We start from the raw sequence: 16,256 nt of genomic DNA on the forward strand, positions 1-16,256 counted from the left end.
AAAGAATTGATGTATAGAAATCAAATATAGTAGATGATACAATAAATCCAGTAGAAATTAGATTTGCTAAGATTCTACTGGATTGTATTTTTATGATTAAGTTTTAATTTTTAAATCTATAAGTCAATATTATCTTCATAACTCCCAATCATTATATGTATAATACCCATCATTGGATATAGGCCTATAATCCGTACAGAAATCAAGAAGTTTTCGGCTCCTTGCCATAATTAAATCATAGTTTTCCGAAAAGAGCTTGCTTACATCATTCTTATCTGTAGGTGTTATATCTTTTAGACAAAACACTTCATTATCATAATCACCATATGGACAGAAGTTACCGTGCCTACAAGATTGACAATACACAATACTTACGTTTGGAGGGAGCGCCTTCTGTAAATTAACTATTCCTAATTCGGTACTATTGGATGCTTCAGATATAATATGATAATTTTCCAATTTGATTTCATAATGAATACTCTGTATTTCATTTTCATTTGATCGTTCATAAATCACCTTAGTGGGCATCGAAAATAATATTCCATCAATTATATAATTTACTTTCAAAATATCTACTTCCAACAGTATAACCTCTAACTATATATTAATTATTTCTTATAATTTATCTAGTCTGATTTATCCTGCAACAAAATTATACCATATTTTCTATATTATTATAGTAAATTCCTAATTTTTCAATACCGTATTATTCAGTTTTCAAAGAACATTGTTCACTTCACAATGTAGTTGTAAGCCGAATTAAGGGAAGTCAAATAGCTTCCCTTAAAAATTAATACAATTTCAACATTATAATAAAATATAGCTTATTTTTTAATTACATATAATTCATCGGATTAATTATTGTATTATCCTTTTGAAAGGGTACATTAGAAGTATTATTAGCTGCATTGGCTTCCTCTACAGCCTCTAATGGATGGAGACTATAATTATGGAGGTATTGAAAAATGTCTATTTCTATGAAGGGAAGGAATAAGATTGAAACCACTGTGAAAAACAATCATTTCCCGAATGATGTACTCCTCATGTTTTACCACATAATTTTGCCACTGAAATGGTTAAAAAGAGAGTAGATATTTTTACCCTTCAAGGAATGATGGGGCATAAAAATATTACGACAACTAGACAGTACATGTTTTTAAATAAAGATGGCATAATATTGAACAAAGATGATATTGATGTTGTTGTGTTGATAGAAGAAGATGACGAGAATAAAAATACTATAAATTATAAATATTTTAGCAGCAATGACAACAGATAATGTTTACAGCATATAAGATTTATTCTAAATTGGTGTTATAAATAATAATAATTAAGAAGTGGAATTAACTACTTCTTCAGAGTGTCGACAAACAACTTCTAACTAAGCAAATGTTAATTGATAAATGATTTTAAGTGTAGCTAAGAAATATTAACAGTGCTAGAATATAAATATCAAAATAACTTAGAAAATTTATATAATAGACAGTTATACCAACTACTGATATTCCATATATAACTACCCTGGTGATACATATGAAATATTTATGTGCCATATTTTTATAGTTGGAGATGCAGATACACAAAGTATTTCATATATGCTGTGTGTATTTTAAGGGGTTGGCTGTTAGCAAATAAACTGTTTTTTTATAATAAAAAGATGGAAGTTATTGTGACGGAATTATGTTTACAAAACAACTGTAAAAGTTTGTTATCTACATACAAAAATATTTGTTTCTTATCAACTTTAAGAAGGTAATAGAGTTAAAGTTTTTAGTTAATGTACTTGTGTAAGTAAACGTGAAAGAAGGTGAAGGTTTAATATGGCAAAAATTGTCGTCTGGACAAAGCAGCATGTTAATGTGCTTAATGAGTTACAAATTAAAGAGCGATATATTGCAAAAAAAGAGTATATAGTTAAAGAACTTCAGGAACATACAGATTTAGTTTTAGAGGTATACGATTGGTATGTACGAAGAGCTTCGGATTTCTATAGTAAGCCTGTAGATGTAGAGTATCCAATATGGGTATCTCTATCACAGGAGGCTACTATGTTACAAAGTAAAGATACTGTTATAATGGAGATAGAACTTGAACCTGAACTGATAATGCCTGTAAATATTGATAAATGGGGTATGATTTTAAACTATTCATATATTCCATATAATAATGAGGATGCGAAGAGACACAAGCAACTTCTAAATGAATACGGTACGACAGATACACAGGCTTATATGTCACAGTTTTATCCTATAATAAAGCGTGAAATTATCACAAGCTGGGAACGATTATTTGATGATTCAATAATAATAAACAATGAAGAAAAGTATGGAACAATATGGGAGTTGAAAAGGGAATGGATAGTAAATGTAATACGGTAAAGCTATACTCAGTACAAACTAATTTGCTTATTAAAATCATAGAAAAAAATGGTACTTGTTTTTCTAAAAAAGATTTTATTATAAGTAAATACGAGGAAAGCGCGCCAATTTTTGTTGCAGCATATAGCTGGTTCTCAAAAGAAGCAGATAAAATTGTACCTAGGCCAGATAAAGCAGAATTTCCATATTGGGCCTTTACGGACATGAAAAACTTAGAAAAATTTTCCGATAGTAGTATATTAGAATTGTATGTACCGATTAATGAAGTTGTATTTTTCAACATGTATGACTGGAATAAAATTTTGAAATTACAATATATAGGAGAAAGTGAGAATGAAGAAAAAAACTTCCGTTCTCTACTAAACGAATATGGAATAAAGCATGATAGCGACCTAATATTGACAAATTTTTATCCAGAATTAAAAAAGCAAGTTATGGATAGCTGGTCACACTTATTTTTCTATCATAATCAAATTAAAAATGGTAATTTCTCTTGTGTACAAAGTGTTCAAGCCGCATTATGGCAGATAAGATACGAATGGATAAATAACATTATTAATTGATATCGTATAGTCATTAATAGAAAGTAAGAAAGACTGAAATATGAGCATGACTTTATATGAATTTGAAAAAACTTGCGAATGGGCTATTTAGAGATGGTTAAAACTATTTGTTTTTTAGCTTGTTTCCACCAATTTTGTGTTTTATACAAAAATATCTTTAAAAACCAAAGAGCTTCTTGATAATCCAAAAATCAAGAAGCTCTTTATCTACATTCTGAACAAAGTATGATTTTTATCATTCTTTGTTTTTTGTTTATTCTCTAGTAGTATCTCTATCTCTTTCTCTAAAGAGTAGACTAATACAATAAACACCTGCTAGCCCAACCAAAGAGTAGATAATTCTACTAACTAGGGCATCTTGTCCTCCAAATAATGATGCAACTAAGTCAAATTGGAAGAATCCAATTAAACCCCAATTTATTGCACCGATAATAACAAGCAATAAAGCCAGTCTATCCATAATAATACCACTCCTAATTTAAGATTAACTTCCGTATTAGTATTGACTATTTTTTAGTAATAATACCTTTGTTATCTAAGCTTTTTCAAAATTCTTAAGAAGTATAAGTTCCAAAAAAATGGTTAGAATAATCTCCTAGATAAGTTAGGAGGTTTTTTAAATGAGAAGAAAAAAAATATGGCCACTAATACTTTCGATTTTAACATTAGCCTTAGTTTTTAGTTCAATTGGATTTGCAGTTGGATACTATAGATATTCGAGCCAAATATCACAAGAAAAGCTTGAGAGACAAAAGGAACAAGAATTATTAAATGCCTTAATTAAATCTCAAGAAGATAGTTTATACAATATTAATAAAGATAATGAAATGACAGTTACAAAACATGGAAATACGATTAGTAAGGAAACTAAATTAGTATATAAAATATTATATACACAATGCCAAGACGTTATAGAAAAAAAAGAGCAGCCTTCTTTAGAATTAATAGGATTAAATAAAAATGGATTCGAAGAATACTTAAAGCAAAATCATCCAAATTGGGAGATAGAAAGCTTCTCTAAAAATGAGATTATTATAATTAAGCGAGAAAATAGAATTTGTCCAAATCACTATGTAATTTCTGTAAACAAAGGCTATATAGCCATATATAAGTATGATGAAGATGGAATAAAAAGTTTAGTAGATCAGACAGAGATTCCTATAAACCTTCTTCCAACTGTTGATCAAGAAAAGTTACAGAGAGGTATTCTTGTAGAAACTATGGAAGATGTTAATCAGTTATTAGAGGATTATAGTAGTTAATATTTTAAATATCCAATAAGCAGTTATCTGAAAAATAGATAGCTGCTTTTTAAATTACCTAAAAATATATGAGTCGTTTAATTACTAAGAGTTTTTGAAGAAGTAGTAAGTTAATAATATTTTGAGCACTTGAAAGTTTATAATAAATTTTAAGTGGGACAGGAGTCGATGCTATAGCATTAGATGACTTTTTAAATTGGCCTTTTGAAGGAGAATATGCTAAACTAAAAAATAGCAAATTTAATAGAAACTCTAAATATAAAGCAAAGGGTAGTGGAGGATTAGAAATGATTATATTAGGAATTGATCCAGGACTTGCAATAATGGGATATGGTATAATACACTATGAGGGGAATCGATTTCGACCTATAGATTATGGAGCTATTACAACACCTAGCACAATGCCTACACCTATAAGACTTAAAAAAATTTATGAGGATTTAAATAAAATTATGATTAAACATAATCCAGATGCTGTAGCAATTGAAGAATTGTTTTTTAATACTAATGTTAAAACTGCATTGTTAGTAGGTCACGCGAGAGGTGTAGCCGTGCTATCTGCTGCTAATAATGATAAAGAAATATTTGAATATACTCCTTTGCAGGTTAAGCAGGGGGTAGTTGGTTATGGCAGGGCAGACAAAGGGCAGGTGCAGCAAATGGTTAAGACATTGCTAAATCTTTCTACTGTACCTAAGCCCGACGATGTTGCTGACGCTCTAGCAGTAGCGATATGTCATGCCCATTCAGGAAATTTCAAAGATATGTTCAAAATCAAATAAGTTTTGGAGGAATATGTATGTTTGAATATTTGAAGGGAATAGTTGTTGATATTATTTTAGATAAAATAATAATCGAGGTTAATGGGATCGGATATAGAATTAATAGTACTACAAATAGTGCCTCTAAAGTTAAAAGGGGTGATCAGACTATTGTTTATACACATTTAGTAGTCCGAGAAGATGAGTTAAGCTTGTATGGTTTTACTTCTACTGATGAGCTATCAATGTTTCAGAAACTAACTTCTGTTTCTAAAATAGGTCCAAAAGTTGCTAGTGGAATACTATCTACCTACACGCCCGGTAAATTGGGAGCTTACATATTAAGTAATGATATTGCTTCAATAGCTAAATCACCAGGAGTAGGAAAGAAAACCGCAGAGCGAATTGTCTTAGAGTTAAAGGATAAAATCGATAAGACAAATGTGGATTACGATTATACCTTGTTTAATGATGATAATAAGGATGACAATGAAGCAGTTCAGGCTCTTATTGCCTTAGGATATACTAAAATAGAAGGAGAAAAGGCAGTTCAGGCTGTTAAGGATACAAGTTATGCAACAGAGGAAATTATAAAAAATGCACTTAGATGGTTAATGAAATAGATTAAGAGGAGGGAGTGAACATGATATCCGAGTTTGAAGAGAGGATCGTGTCAAATAAAGTAAAACCTGAGGATCAAGAAATTGAAGGTGGATTACGTCCTAGGTTTTTAAATGATTATATTGGACAAGACAAAGTAAAAGAAAAATTAAAAATATTTATAGAGGCTGCACAACACAGAAAAGAAGCTTTAGACCATGTTCTACTATATGGGCCTCCTGGTTTAGGTAAGACTACATTATCCAACATTATAGCTAATGAGATGAATGTAAATATTAGGATTACATCTGGTCCAGCAATAGAAAGACCTGGTGATTTGGCTGCTATATTAACAAATCTATCAGAAAATGATGTTTTGTTTATAGATGAAATCCATAGGATTAATAGAACAGTTGAAGAAATACTGTACCCTGCAATGGAGGATTTTGCGCTAGATATTATTATAGGTAAGGGGCCAAGTGCGAGATCTATAAGACTAGATTTATCTAAGTTCACCTTAATAGGAGCTACTACAAGGGCTGGATTGTTAACTTCTCCACTAAGAGATAGATTTGGGGTAATAGCCAAATTGGAATTATATGATATTAAAGAGCTAAAGGAGATTGTAAAACGATCAGCTTATATTTTAAATGTTTATATAGATGATGATGGAGCGGCAGAAATTGCTTCAAGGTCAAGGGGCACTCCTCGTATAGCTAATAGACTTTTAAAAAGGGTTAGAGATTTTGCTCAGGTTAGAGGAGATGGACGTATTACTTTGGATATTGCACAAGATGCATTAGCTCTACTTGAAATTGACTTTTTAGGTTTAGATAGTACTGATAAAAAGATGATTGAAGTTATGATTAATAACTTTGGAGGAGGACCAGTAGGCCTAGATACCCTAGCTGCTTCAACAGGAGAAGAAAGAAATACAATAGAAGATGTTTATGAGCCTTACTTATTACAAATAGGATTTATTAATCGTACACCAAGGGGTAGAGTAGTAATGAAAAAGGCATACGAACATTTTAATATCCCTTTTAAAGAATAACAATAGTATGTACTAAAAGAATCTAATAATGGGCTTTGAAATAAGGCTTCTATAGGAGGTCTTATTTTTTTCTGAGTGTATTAGTGTTTATTTTACAAATTCATTACATTAAAAAATATAAAGGGTTTAAAGAGATTTTGTCGAATTATAAAGTTATTCTATTTTACCTAGGAGGATTATTTAATGAGAAGGATAAAAATTATTATAGTTCCAATGCTTATTGCACTAATTGTTCTTATGAATGTGCCTCATACGTTTTCTTATGATAAGTCCACAATACCTTACAATATAAAAATTGGGCTCTTTTTCGATAAGACAGCAAAATCAACCTTATTATTAGAAAGTCAATCTAGCTTTAAAGTAGGAGTTTTTCAGCAGGATGAATTCATTAACTTATTTGATTTAGATGAAAATAAAATTTTATTAAGAAAAGATAAATTCTATATAGGACAAGGGCTTAGCTTTACGGAGTATACGGGAGCTATAAATGAACAAGTTAATATATCAAATATAGAAGGTCCTTACCATATTCAAGTTGGACAAAGTTTTACAAGTTACTCAGAAGCCTATAATTTTTTAAATTCACTTAATATAGGAAGTGTAAATAGTTACTTATCTTATGAAAAAGAATGGAAGGTTTTTTCAGGTTTATATTTAACTGAATCAAGCGCTAATGAAGAAGCAAACAAAATAAATGCAAACTATGGCTACGAGACTAAAGTAATACAACCATCTACTACTAGGGTCCAAGTTATTAATGAAAAAGGAAATACTATATTTATGTATGATTCATCAGATGAACTTTATTTTACTGGTAAAGATTATAGAGGTAATACACCTATAGTAAATGTGGAGGGTAATAACTATAGGGGAGCTATTACTGCAAAAAGGTTGTCAAATAGTGATATGACAATAATCAACAAACTGCCTTTGGAGGAGTATTTGTATGGAGTTGTGCCAGGAGAAATGCCAGCATCATGGCCAATAGAAGCTTTAAAGGCCCAAGCTGTAGCAGCAAGAGGATTTGCCCTTACTAATTTTAATAAATATAAACAATTTGATTTTAATTTATGTTCCACTACAAATTCTCAGGTATATAAGGGTTATACTGGAGAACATCCTAATACAAATATGGCAGTAGACGAAACTAGATCTAAGGTTATAACTTATAATGGTACATTAGTAGAGCCTTATTATCATTCTAATAGTGGTGGTCATACTGAAGATAGCGAAAATATTTGGTCAAGTCAACTTTCTTATATTAGAGGAGTGGAGGATAAATTCTCTTTAGATGCACCAAATAGTACTTGGTCTGTATCATTTACAAAAGACGAAATAAAAAACCGTTTAGCTAACCATAATATATTCATAGGAGATATTTTAGATATGAAGATTACTTCTATTTCTGATAATGGAAGAGTTTTATCTTTAGTTGTATATGGAACAGATGGACAAGAGATTATGGAAAAACAAAAAAGTAGAACTGTTCTGGGTTTAAAAAGTAGTTGGTTTTCTATTAACTCTAATAATAGCACTAACAATGAATCTCAATTGATGGTTATAAATGGAACTACATCTAAAGAGGAATCCATTAACTTAACGAGTAAACATGTAATTACCGCTGATGGAATATATGAAATCAACAATCCACAAAGAAGCTCTATATTTAACGGAAAGGAGTATAGGAGTATAGACGAAGAAGTAATTGAAAATATTTCGGATACTTTTGTACTGTACGGAAAGGGATTTGGACATGGTTTAGGCATGAGCCAGTATGGAGCAAAGAAAATGGCTGAATTAAACTATAAATACGATGAAATACTAACCCATTATTATACAGGTGTAAAGGTGGAATAAAAAATGGAAACAAAAGACTTTGATTTTTACTTACCAGAGGAACTAATTGCACAAACACCTTTGGAAAATCGAGATAATTCAAGATTGATGGTTTTGGATAGGGAGACTGGAGAAATTGAACATAAGCATTTTTATGATATTGTAGAATTTTTAAACCCTGGAGATTGTTTAGTATTAAATGACACTAGAGTATTACCTGCAAGATTGATCGGTGAAAAAGAGGTAACTGGGGGAAAAATAGAATTTCTATTATTAAAAAGAATAGAATTAGACACGTGGGAAGCATTAGTCAAGCCAGGAAAAAAAGCAAAGATTGGTAGTAGATTTGTTTTCGGTGATGGACTACTGCATACAGAAGTTGTAGGTATGGGAGAAGAAGGCTCTAGAATTATAAAGTTTGAATATGAAGGTGTATTTGAAGAAATATTAGATAGACTAGGGCAAATGCCATTACCACCATATATTACAGAAACGCTGGAGGATAAGGAACGATACCAAACAGTATACTCTAAAAATCAGGGTTCTGCAGCTGCACCTACAGCTGGTTTACACTTTACTAAGGAGTTATTACAAAAAATAGAAAATAAAGGAATAAAAGTTGTATATATTACTTTGCATGTTGGCTTAGGCACATTTCGACCTGTAAAGGTAGAAAAAATAGAAGAACATAAGATGCACTCGGAATTTTATATTCTAGATGATAAAACTGCTAGTATTATTAATAATGCTAAAAAACAAGGAAATAAAGTAGTTACTGTGGGCACTACTAGTTGTAGAACTTTAGAGTCAGTAGCGGATACATATGGACAAATAAAGCCTAGTAGTGGATGGACAGATATTTTTATTTATCCCGGATATAGTTTTAAAATAGTAGATAATTTAATTACTAATTTTCATTTACCAGAATCAACATTAATTATGCTGGTTAGTGCTTTAGCAGGTCAGGATAGAACCTTAAATGCCTATGAGACCGCAGTAAAAGAAAGATATAGATTTTTTAGTTTTGGAGATGCTATGTTCATAAAATAAGGATGGTGAAGATTTAAAATGGCAATTAAGTATGAGCTAATCAAGACATGTAAACAAAGTGGAGCAAGGTTAGGCAGACTACATACACCACATGGTATAATAGAAACACCTATTTTTATGCCCGTGGGGACACAGGCAACGGTTAAGACAATGACACCAGAGGAACTGAAAGAGATTAATTCACAAATAATTTTAAGTAATACATATCATTTATATTTAAGACCAGGACACAAATTAATTGAAAAAGCAGGTGGATTACATAAATTTATGAATTGGGACGGACCAATTTTAACTGATAGTGGAGGATTCCAAGTATTTAGTTTAGGTCCGCTCAGAAAAATAAGTGAAGAAGGAGTAGAATTTAGATCTCATTTAGATGGATCGAAGCATTTTATTAGTCCAGAGAAGGCTGTTGAAATACAAAACTCTCTAGGTTCTGATATTATGATGGCATTTGATGAGTGTGCTCCATATCCAGCTGATTATGAATACGTTAAAAACTCACTTGAAAGAACTACAAGATGGGCAAAAAGGTGTAAGGATGCTCATAAAAATACTGAAAAACAAGCTTTATTTGGAATTATTCAAGGAGGTATGTATGAGGATCTAAGAAGACAAAGTGCTGAGGAGATAATAGGTTTAGATTTTCCAGGATATTCAGTAGGTGGACTAAGTGTAGGTGAACCTAAACACTTAATGTATGAGGTACTAGAGTACACGACACCACTAATGCCGAAGGATAAACCAAGATATTTAATGGGTGTAGGAAGTCCAGACGATTTAATAGAAGGTGTAATTAGGGGAATAGACATGTTTGACTGTGTGTTGCCTTCAAGAATTGGTAGAAATGGCACTGCAATGACTAGCAGAGGTAAGGTTGTAATTAAAAATGCTAGTCACACAGAAAGCTTTGAGCCTTTAGATCCTGAGTGTGATTGCTACACATGTAAAAATTATTCAAGAGCCTATTTACGTCATTTATTTAAGGCAAATGAAATTTTAGGATTAAGACTGCTTACAAACCATAATTTATATTTCCTTTTAAAATTAATGGAAGAAATAAGACAAGCTATTAGAGAAGATCGACTATTAGATTATAGAAAAGATTTTTTTCAAAAATATGGATATGAATTATAGGTGTTAATTAGTTATAAATATAATAAATTTTAACACATTAGCATACTAATTTATTAAAAGTTTTTTAGAATTTTTCTACACACAAATTAATTTTATTTGTTTTTAAAGGAAATTTGCTTTATTTGTTGAATTTATTTATGTAAGATAATAGATTATAACATTGTAAAGGGGGGAATATGCGTATGCCAGCACAGATTGCAAGTTTAATATTACCATTAGGTGTATTTGTAGTTTTTTATTTTTTATTAATAAGACCACAGCAAAAAAAGGATAAAAAAATTAAAGAAATGAGAAACAATCTAAAGGTTGGGGAGCAAATAATAACTATCGGTGGTATTCATGGTAAGGTTATCAAAATAAAAGATGATGTTATTACTATTGAAGTTGGATCAGATAAATTAAAGCTAACAATGGCCAAATGGTCCATCGGAACTGTAGTTTCACAGGATAAAAGTTTATAAAATAAAAAAGCAGCTATGCTGCTTTTTTGTTTTATAAGAATGAAATTAGTAATAATTTTTATATTAAGAGGCATATGTATAAACTAAGACTAATCTCAGATAGAGTTCTAGAATTGTTAACCATAGAGTTAAATAAAAGAATGCTGGAGGTGTTACGATGAAGGGTGGAAAAAAAACTACAGTAAAGGCAGGACCTCTTAATATAAAAATCTATGGACGTGGACTGATTAGGGGATATATAATATCGCTATTGCTTTTTCTTATAGTAGCAGTGCTAATAACATATACAAGTATAGGAGAAAATATTATTCCGTTAATTACGTCTATTATTATGATAGTTGGTATTGTTTTTGCGGCGATTTATGCTTCTGTAAATTTGAGAAACAAAGGTTGGCTCCATGGTGGAATTATAGGATTAGTTTTTATTTTAATATTAATTGGTTTAAGTAAAATATTTATAGCCAATTATTCAGTTGACAGGATTGCTTTATATAAAATTGGATTAAGCATGGGGGCAGGAATAATAGGGGGCATACTAGGGGTAAACATTAAATAATAAGCTTTTTTTCCCTTTTTCTTTATGGTATAATGCAATAGTACTAGGATTTTATAGGAAAGGAGCTTTCATATGAAACATATTAAAACATTGAGCGGCGCAACTCTTGTAAAAAGTGCTATTAAGGGAGGATGTGGCGAGTGTCAGACTTCTTGCCAATCAGCTTGCAAAACTTCTTGTACAGTAGCTAACCAAGAGTGTGAAAACAGATAATTACATAAAGGTTAAGCAGCAGTGTAAATTCACTGCTGTTTTTTCTTTAAGTAGGATAATATTATACGACTTTTTTCTTGAATGTTTCTATTATATTTTATACAATGAGTTTATGCTTATTGTTTATTACTTAAGTGGCTTAATGAAAGGAGCTTTATATAATGATTCATAAATTTTATCAAGATAATACCTATATGGTGATGGATGTTAATAGCGGAGCTGTTCATGTTATTGACAAGTTAGCCTATGATGTTTTAGATTTTTATTCAAATAAAGAAACAGAAGACATTGTAGAATTGCTTAATGACAAATATTCTAGCATAGAGATAAGAGAAGCTATTAAAGAGTTAGACTCTATAAAGGAAGAAGGACTTTTATTTGCAGACGATCGTTACTTTAATCATGAAGGCTTTAAGAACAAAAAGCCTATTGTTAAAGCTTTATGTCTACATATAGCTCATGATTGCAATATACGGTGTAAATATTGCTTTGCGTCTCAAGGAGATTTTAAAGGAGATAGAAGCTTAATGAGCGCTGAGATTGGTAAAAAATCTATAGACTTTTTGCTTAAAAATTCTGGAAGTCGTCATAATTTAGAAGTAGACTTCTTTGGTGGCGAGCCATTAATGAACTTTGAAACCGTTAAAGAAATTGTTGATTATGGAAGAGAGCAAGAGAAAAAACATAATAAAAATATTAGGTTTACTATGACCACTAATGGTGTGCTTCTTAATGAAGAAAATATGAAATATATTAATGAAAATATGTACAACGTGGTTCTTAGTATTGATGGACGCAAAGAAGTTAATGATACTATGAGATATTCTATTAATGGACAAGGTACATATGATATAATAGTGCCTAAGTTTTTAAAAATGGTAGAGATGAGAGAACACCGTAATTATTATGTTAGGGGAACTTTTACTAGAGAAAACTTAGATTTTGCAAAAGACGTGTTGCATCTTGCAGATTTAGGATTTAAAAGTACGTCTATGGAACCAGTAGTAGCTGAGTCACATCATGACTACGCTATTAAAGAAGAAGACTTATCAACTGTATTTGAGCAATATGAAGCCTTAGCTAGAGAATATGTTAAAAGAATTAAAGAAGGAAAAGGATTTGATTTTTTCCACTTTATGATAGACTTAAATCAGGGGCCATGTGTAATTAAACGGGTTTCTGGATGTGGTGCTGGTGCTGAATATTTAGCTATTACTCCTGAAGGAGAGATTTACCCATGCCATCAATTTGTTGGTAATGAAGATTTTAAAATTGGGAATATCATGGAAGAAACACTTAATACTTCTTTATACAACGAATTTAGCAATGCTCATATTTATAATAAAAATAAATGTGGTGAGTGTTGGGCGAAGTTTTATTGCAGTGGTGGATGTCATGCTAATGCTTATAATTTCAACAAAAATATTTATGAGCCTTATGATATTGGATGTGAAATGGAGAAGAAGAGAATTGAGTGTGCCTTAACAATTCAAGCAAAATTAGCAGAGGAGGATTAATAGTGATTAAGTCAATCAAAGGTAAAAAACCTGCTATCGATAATAGTTGTTTTATTGCAGAAACAGCAAATATAGTTGGAGAGGTAACTATAGCAGCAAATTCTAGTATTTGGTACAATGTAGTTATACGAGCAGATGAGAATTATGTAAAGATTGGAGAAAATACCAATATTCAAGACAACTCTGTTATTCATAACAGTATAGAATTTCCAACTATCATTGGTGATAATGTTACTGTAGGTCATAATGCAATTGTTCATGCTTGTACAGTTGGGAATGATTGTCTAATTGGAATGGGCGCTATTATATTAAATGGTGCAGAAATTGGTGATGAAACAATTATTGGTGCTGGTGCCCTTGTTGCTCAAGGAAAGAAAATACCTTCTGGAGTATTAGCCCTAGGTTCGCCTGCAAAGGTAATTAGAGAACTAACAGAACAAGAAAAGGAAGGGTTAAGGGATTCCGCTAGACATTATATAGATACAGCCAAGGACCATATGAATAATGAAAAATAATAATACCTAAGGTATTAAATAGATATATCATCCGGTGGGGTGTAAGCTCCATCGGAATTAAATTTTATGCTATTGGAACTTTATGCAATATTGGATGGTTTTATTGACGATTATTTATCATGTGTATATAATTAAACTGATTATGTTATATATAGAGAGGAAGTGGATAATATGAAAGCAAAGAGTGGTATTATATTTATAATTATTATTGCTATTTTAGGATTAGCAATATTTACAGCTTTCAATGGGCTAGAAATTGGCAACTATAAAATAAAGCCTGTAAAGGATTCGGTTCGACAAGGACTTGATTTAAAAGGTGGAGTTTATGTTCTTTATGAAGCTCAAACAGATAAAACTGGTAGAGAATTAGACGAGTTAATAGAGCAGGTTATAGAAGTATTTAGTAGACGTGTAGATAGTATGGGACTTACAGAACCATTGATTATTCGAGAAGGTGAAAAGAGAATTCGTGTTGAATTACCAGGAGCAAAAAATGCTCAAGAAGCTATAGACATGATTGGTAAAACAGCACAGCTGAAATTTGTTACTGCTGATGATGAAGTTGTGGTTACAGGTAGTAATGTAGTTAGAGCTCAAGCAACCCTGGGAGAAGGAAATTCACCACATGTAAGCTTAGAATTCGATAGCGAGGGAGCTAAAAAGTTTGCTGAGGCAACTGGTAGATTAGCTGAGCTACAAAATAGTATGGATAAAATAATTTATATTATATTAGACGATGAAGTAATTTCAAGTCCAGTAGTTAACAGCAAAATTCCAGATGGACATGCATCTATTTCTGGTGGATTTACAATAGAAACAGCGTCTAATTTAGCTGCTTTAATTAGGGCAGGAGCTTTACCTGTAGACTTAGAGGAAGTACAAACATCAACAATTACTGCTACTCTAGGTGAAAATGCCTTAAACAGAAGCTTACAGGCAGCTAAAGTAGGTATTATACTTGTATTTCTTTTCATGCTTATTTATTATAGAATACCTGGTTTAGTTGCAGGTATTGCATTGTCCACATATATATTACTTGTAATAGGAACAATGATAACTTTAAAAGCAACCTTTACATTACCTAGTATTGCTGCTTTAATTCTTTCTGTAGGTATGGCAGTAGATGCTAATGTTATTATTTTTGAAAGGATTAAAGAGGAAATTAAAGCTGGTAAAACAGTTAGAGCTGCAATAGACTCAGGATTTAAGAGAGCATTTACATCAATTCTAGACTCTAATATTACTACTCTTATATCAGGAATTGTTTTATATCAATTTGGTACAGGCCCTATTAGAGGATTTGCAGTTATGTTAATAATTGGTATTGTTGCAAGTATGTTTACAGCTGTTGTAGTTACTAAATTCTTATTAAAATTATTTGTAGGAATGAATCTAGCTAAAAATAGCAAACTTTACGGAGCGTAAAAGGGGGGAGACTTATGAATATTGTACAAAAACGAAAAATATGGTTTTCTATTTCCGGAGCAATTATGTTATTAGGTTTAGTTTTAGGACTTGTAAGAGGAATAAATTTTGGAATTGACTTTACTGGTGGAACCTTATTGGAAATTGAACTTCATAAATATGTAGCTACAGAAGAAATAAGAGAAATTATTGATAAATATGACTCTAGCTCAAGTATAAATATGTTAGGAGAGGAAAAGACAACAGTTCAGATTAGAATGAACGAAGACTTTGATACTGAAAAGCGTACAGAGATTTTTGAAGAATTTAAGAAAAAATATAATTTAGCTGAAGAAGACTTTTTAAGAGCAGATCAATTTGGACCATCAGTAGGAAAAGAAATTCAAGGTAAGGCACTACTTTCAATGGTTATCGCTTCTATTGGAATGTTAATATATATTACAATCAGATTTGAGTTTAGCTTTGCTATTTCAGCTATTATAGCATTAACTCATGACGTTTTAATTGTATTAGCAATGTACTCTATACTTCGAGTACCTGTTAATAGTCCTTTTGTAGCTGCTATTTTAACTATTCTAGGATATTCTATTAATGATACAATTGTTATATTTGATAGAATAAGAGAAAACCTTAAATTTATGAAAAAGGCTGACTACACACAAGTAGCTAATGATAGTATTTCACAAACAATCACTCGTTCCATAAATACTTCATTAACAACACTAGTTACTATTTTAGCCCTATATATTTTAGGAGTAGATCAAATTAGGGAATTTGCACTGCCACTAATAATAGGTGTTATAGCTGGAACCTATTCCTCTGTATTCATTGCAAGCCCATTATGGGTTATGATTAAACAAAGACAAAGGGCAAACCATATCTAATAAATTTAGTATGTATATGGGAGTGGTAATAATATTAATAAAGT

At 31.1% G+C, this 16,256-nt stretch carries 18 protein-coding genes and 1 pseudogene; 17 read left to right on the forward strand and 2 right to left on the reverse strand.

What is annotated here, in order from left to right; all coding sequences use genetic code 11:
• Positions 1-135 precede the first annotated feature (135 nt).
• Positions 136-582 (reverse strand): hypothetical protein, encoded by a 447-nt coding sequence (locus KQI88_RS15420; RefSeq protein ID WP_216418831.1) that lies wholly within the window; start codon positions 580-582, stop codon positions 136-138.
• Positions 583-1,048: 466 nt separating this feature from the next.
• Between KQI88_RS15420 and KQI88_RS15425 the strand changes: the two are divergent.
• The 3 genes and pseudogenes from KQI88_RS15425 to KQI88_RS15435 form a co-directional block, all read left to right on the forward strand.
• Positions 1,049-1,279, forward strand: a pseudogene (locus KQI88_RS15425) (tyrosine-type recombinase/integrase); the annotation flags it as partial.
• A 541-nt stretch (positions 1,280-1,820) separates the two neighbouring features.
• Positions 1,821-2,378 (forward strand): DUF3841 domain-containing protein, encoded by a 558-nt coding sequence (locus KQI88_RS15430; protein WP_216418835.1) that lies wholly within the window; start codon positions 1,821-1,823, stop codon positions 2,376-2,378.
• Positions 2,354-2,941: a DUF3841 domain-containing protein gene (locus tag KQI88_RS15435; protein ID WP_216418837.1), complete on the forward strand. Its 588-nt coding sequence runs from the start codon at positions 2,354-2,356 to the stop codon at positions 2,939-2,941. Before KQI88_RS15430 ends, KQI88_RS15435 begins: the two co-directional genes overlap by 25 nt.
• 253 nt (positions 2,942-3,194) lie before the next feature.
• Here the strand turns inward: KQI88_RS15435 and KQI88_RS15440 are convergent, their stop codons facing one another.
• Positions 3,195-3,401 carry a DUF378 domain-containing protein gene (locus KQI88_RS15440; RefSeq protein ID WP_216418838.1) on the reverse strand — a complete coding sequence of 69 codons (207 nt, stop codon included), beginning with the start codon at positions 3,399-3,401 and terminating at the stop codon, positions 3,195-3,197.
• Between the two features lie 160 nt (positions 3,402-3,561).
• Here KQI88_RS15440 and KQI88_RS15445 point away from each other — a divergent pair, with 160 nt between their 5' ends.
• From KQI88_RS15445 to secF, 14 genes are all read left to right on the forward strand, one after another.
• Complete coding sequence (locus KQI88_RS15445) at positions 3,562-4,203, forward strand: BofC C-terminal domain-containing protein (RefSeq protein WP_216418840.1); 642 nt, start codon at positions 3,562-3,564, stop codon at positions 4,201-4,203.
• Positions 4,204-4,490: 287 nt separating this feature from the next.
• Positions 4,491-4,985: a crossover junction endodeoxyribonuclease RuvC gene (ruvC, locus tag KQI88_RS15450; RefSeq protein WP_216418841.1), complete on the forward strand. Its 495-nt coding sequence runs from the start codon at positions 4,491-4,493 to the stop codon at positions 4,983-4,985.
• A gap of 17 nt (positions 4,986-5,002) precedes the next feature.
• A complete protein-coding gene (gene ruvA / locus KQI88_RS15455; protein ID WP_216418843.1) occupies positions 5,003-5,587 on the forward strand; it encodes a Holliday junction branch migration protein RuvA in 585 nt (194 codons plus the stop codon).
• 20 nt (positions 5,588-5,607) lie between these two features.
• Positions 5,608-6,618: a Holliday junction branch migration DNA helicase RuvB gene (gene ruvB, locus KQI88_RS15460; protein WP_246579335.1), complete on the forward strand. Its 1,011-nt coding sequence runs from the start codon at positions 5,608-5,610 to the stop codon at positions 6,616-6,618.
• 183 nt (positions 6,619-6,801) lie between these two features.
• Positions 6,802-8,475, forward strand: coding sequence for a SpoIID/LytB domain-containing protein (locus tag KQI88_RS15465; RefSeq protein ID WP_216418845.1), 1,674 nt, complete (start codon positions 6,802-6,804; stop codon positions 8,473-8,475).
• Between the two features lie 3 nt (positions 8,476-8,478).
• Positions 8,479-9,504: a tRNA preQ1(34) S-adenosylmethionine ribosyltransferase-isomerase QueA gene (gene queA, locus KQI88_RS15470; RefSeq protein WP_216418847.1), complete on the forward strand. Its 1,026-nt coding sequence runs from the start codon at positions 8,479-8,481 to the stop codon at positions 9,502-9,504.
• 18 nt (positions 9,505-9,522) lie between these two features.
• The gene (gene tgt, locus KQI88_RS15475; protein ID WP_216418849.1) at positions 9,523-10,641 is read left to right on the forward strand and encodes a tRNA guanosine(34) transglycosylase Tgt; all 1,119 of its coding nucleotides are present in this window, start codon (positions 9,523-9,525) and stop codon (positions 10,639-10,641) included.
• Between the two features lie 182 nt (positions 10,642-10,823).
• Positions 10,824-11,102: a preprotein translocase subunit YajC gene (gene yajC, locus KQI88_RS15480; protein WP_216418851.1), complete on the forward strand. Its 279-nt coding sequence runs from the start codon at positions 10,824-10,826 to the stop codon at positions 11,100-11,102.
• Between the two features lie 157 nt (positions 11,103-11,259).
• Entirely contained in the window at positions 11,260-11,658 is a 399-nt protein-coding gene (locus KQI88_RS15485; protein ID WP_216418853.1) for a TIGR04086 family membrane protein, read from the forward strand.
• A gap of 72 nt (positions 11,659-11,730) precedes the next feature.
• Positions 11,731-11,871 (forward strand): six-cysteine ranthipeptide SCIFF, encoded by a 141-nt coding sequence (gene scfA, locus KQI88_RS15490; RefSeq protein WP_216418854.1) that lies wholly within the window; start codon positions 11,731-11,733, stop codon positions 11,869-11,871.
• Between the two features lie 161 nt (positions 11,872-12,032).
• Complete coding sequence (gene scfB / locus KQI88_RS15495) at positions 12,033-13,388, forward strand: thioether cross-link-forming SCIFF peptide maturase (protein WP_216418856.1); 1,356 nt, start codon at positions 12,033-12,035, stop codon at positions 13,386-13,388.
• 2 nt (positions 13,389-13,390) lie between these two features.
• Positions 13,391-13,903: a gamma carbonic anhydrase family protein gene (locus KQI88_RS15500; protein WP_216418858.1), complete on the forward strand. Its 513-nt coding sequence runs from the start codon at positions 13,391-13,393 to the stop codon at positions 13,901-13,903.
• A gap of 171 nt (positions 13,904-14,074) precedes the next feature.
• Entirely contained in the window at positions 14,075-15,328 is a 1,254-nt protein-coding gene (secD, locus tag KQI88_RS15505; protein WP_216418860.1) for a protein translocase subunit SecD, read from the forward strand.
• Between the two features lie 14 nt (positions 15,329-15,342).
• A complete protein-coding gene (gene secF, locus KQI88_RS15510) occupies positions 15,343-16,212 on the forward strand; it encodes a protein translocase subunit SecF (RefSeq protein WP_216418863.1) in 870 nt (289 codons plus the stop codon).
• The last annotated feature ends 44 nt before the right edge of the window (positions 16,213-16,256 follow it).

The organism is Alkaliphilus flagellatus, assembly GCF_018919215.1.
Lineage (GTDB): Bacteria > Bacillota > Clostridia > Peptostreptococcales > Natronincolaceae > Alkaliphilus_B > Alkaliphilus_B flagellatus.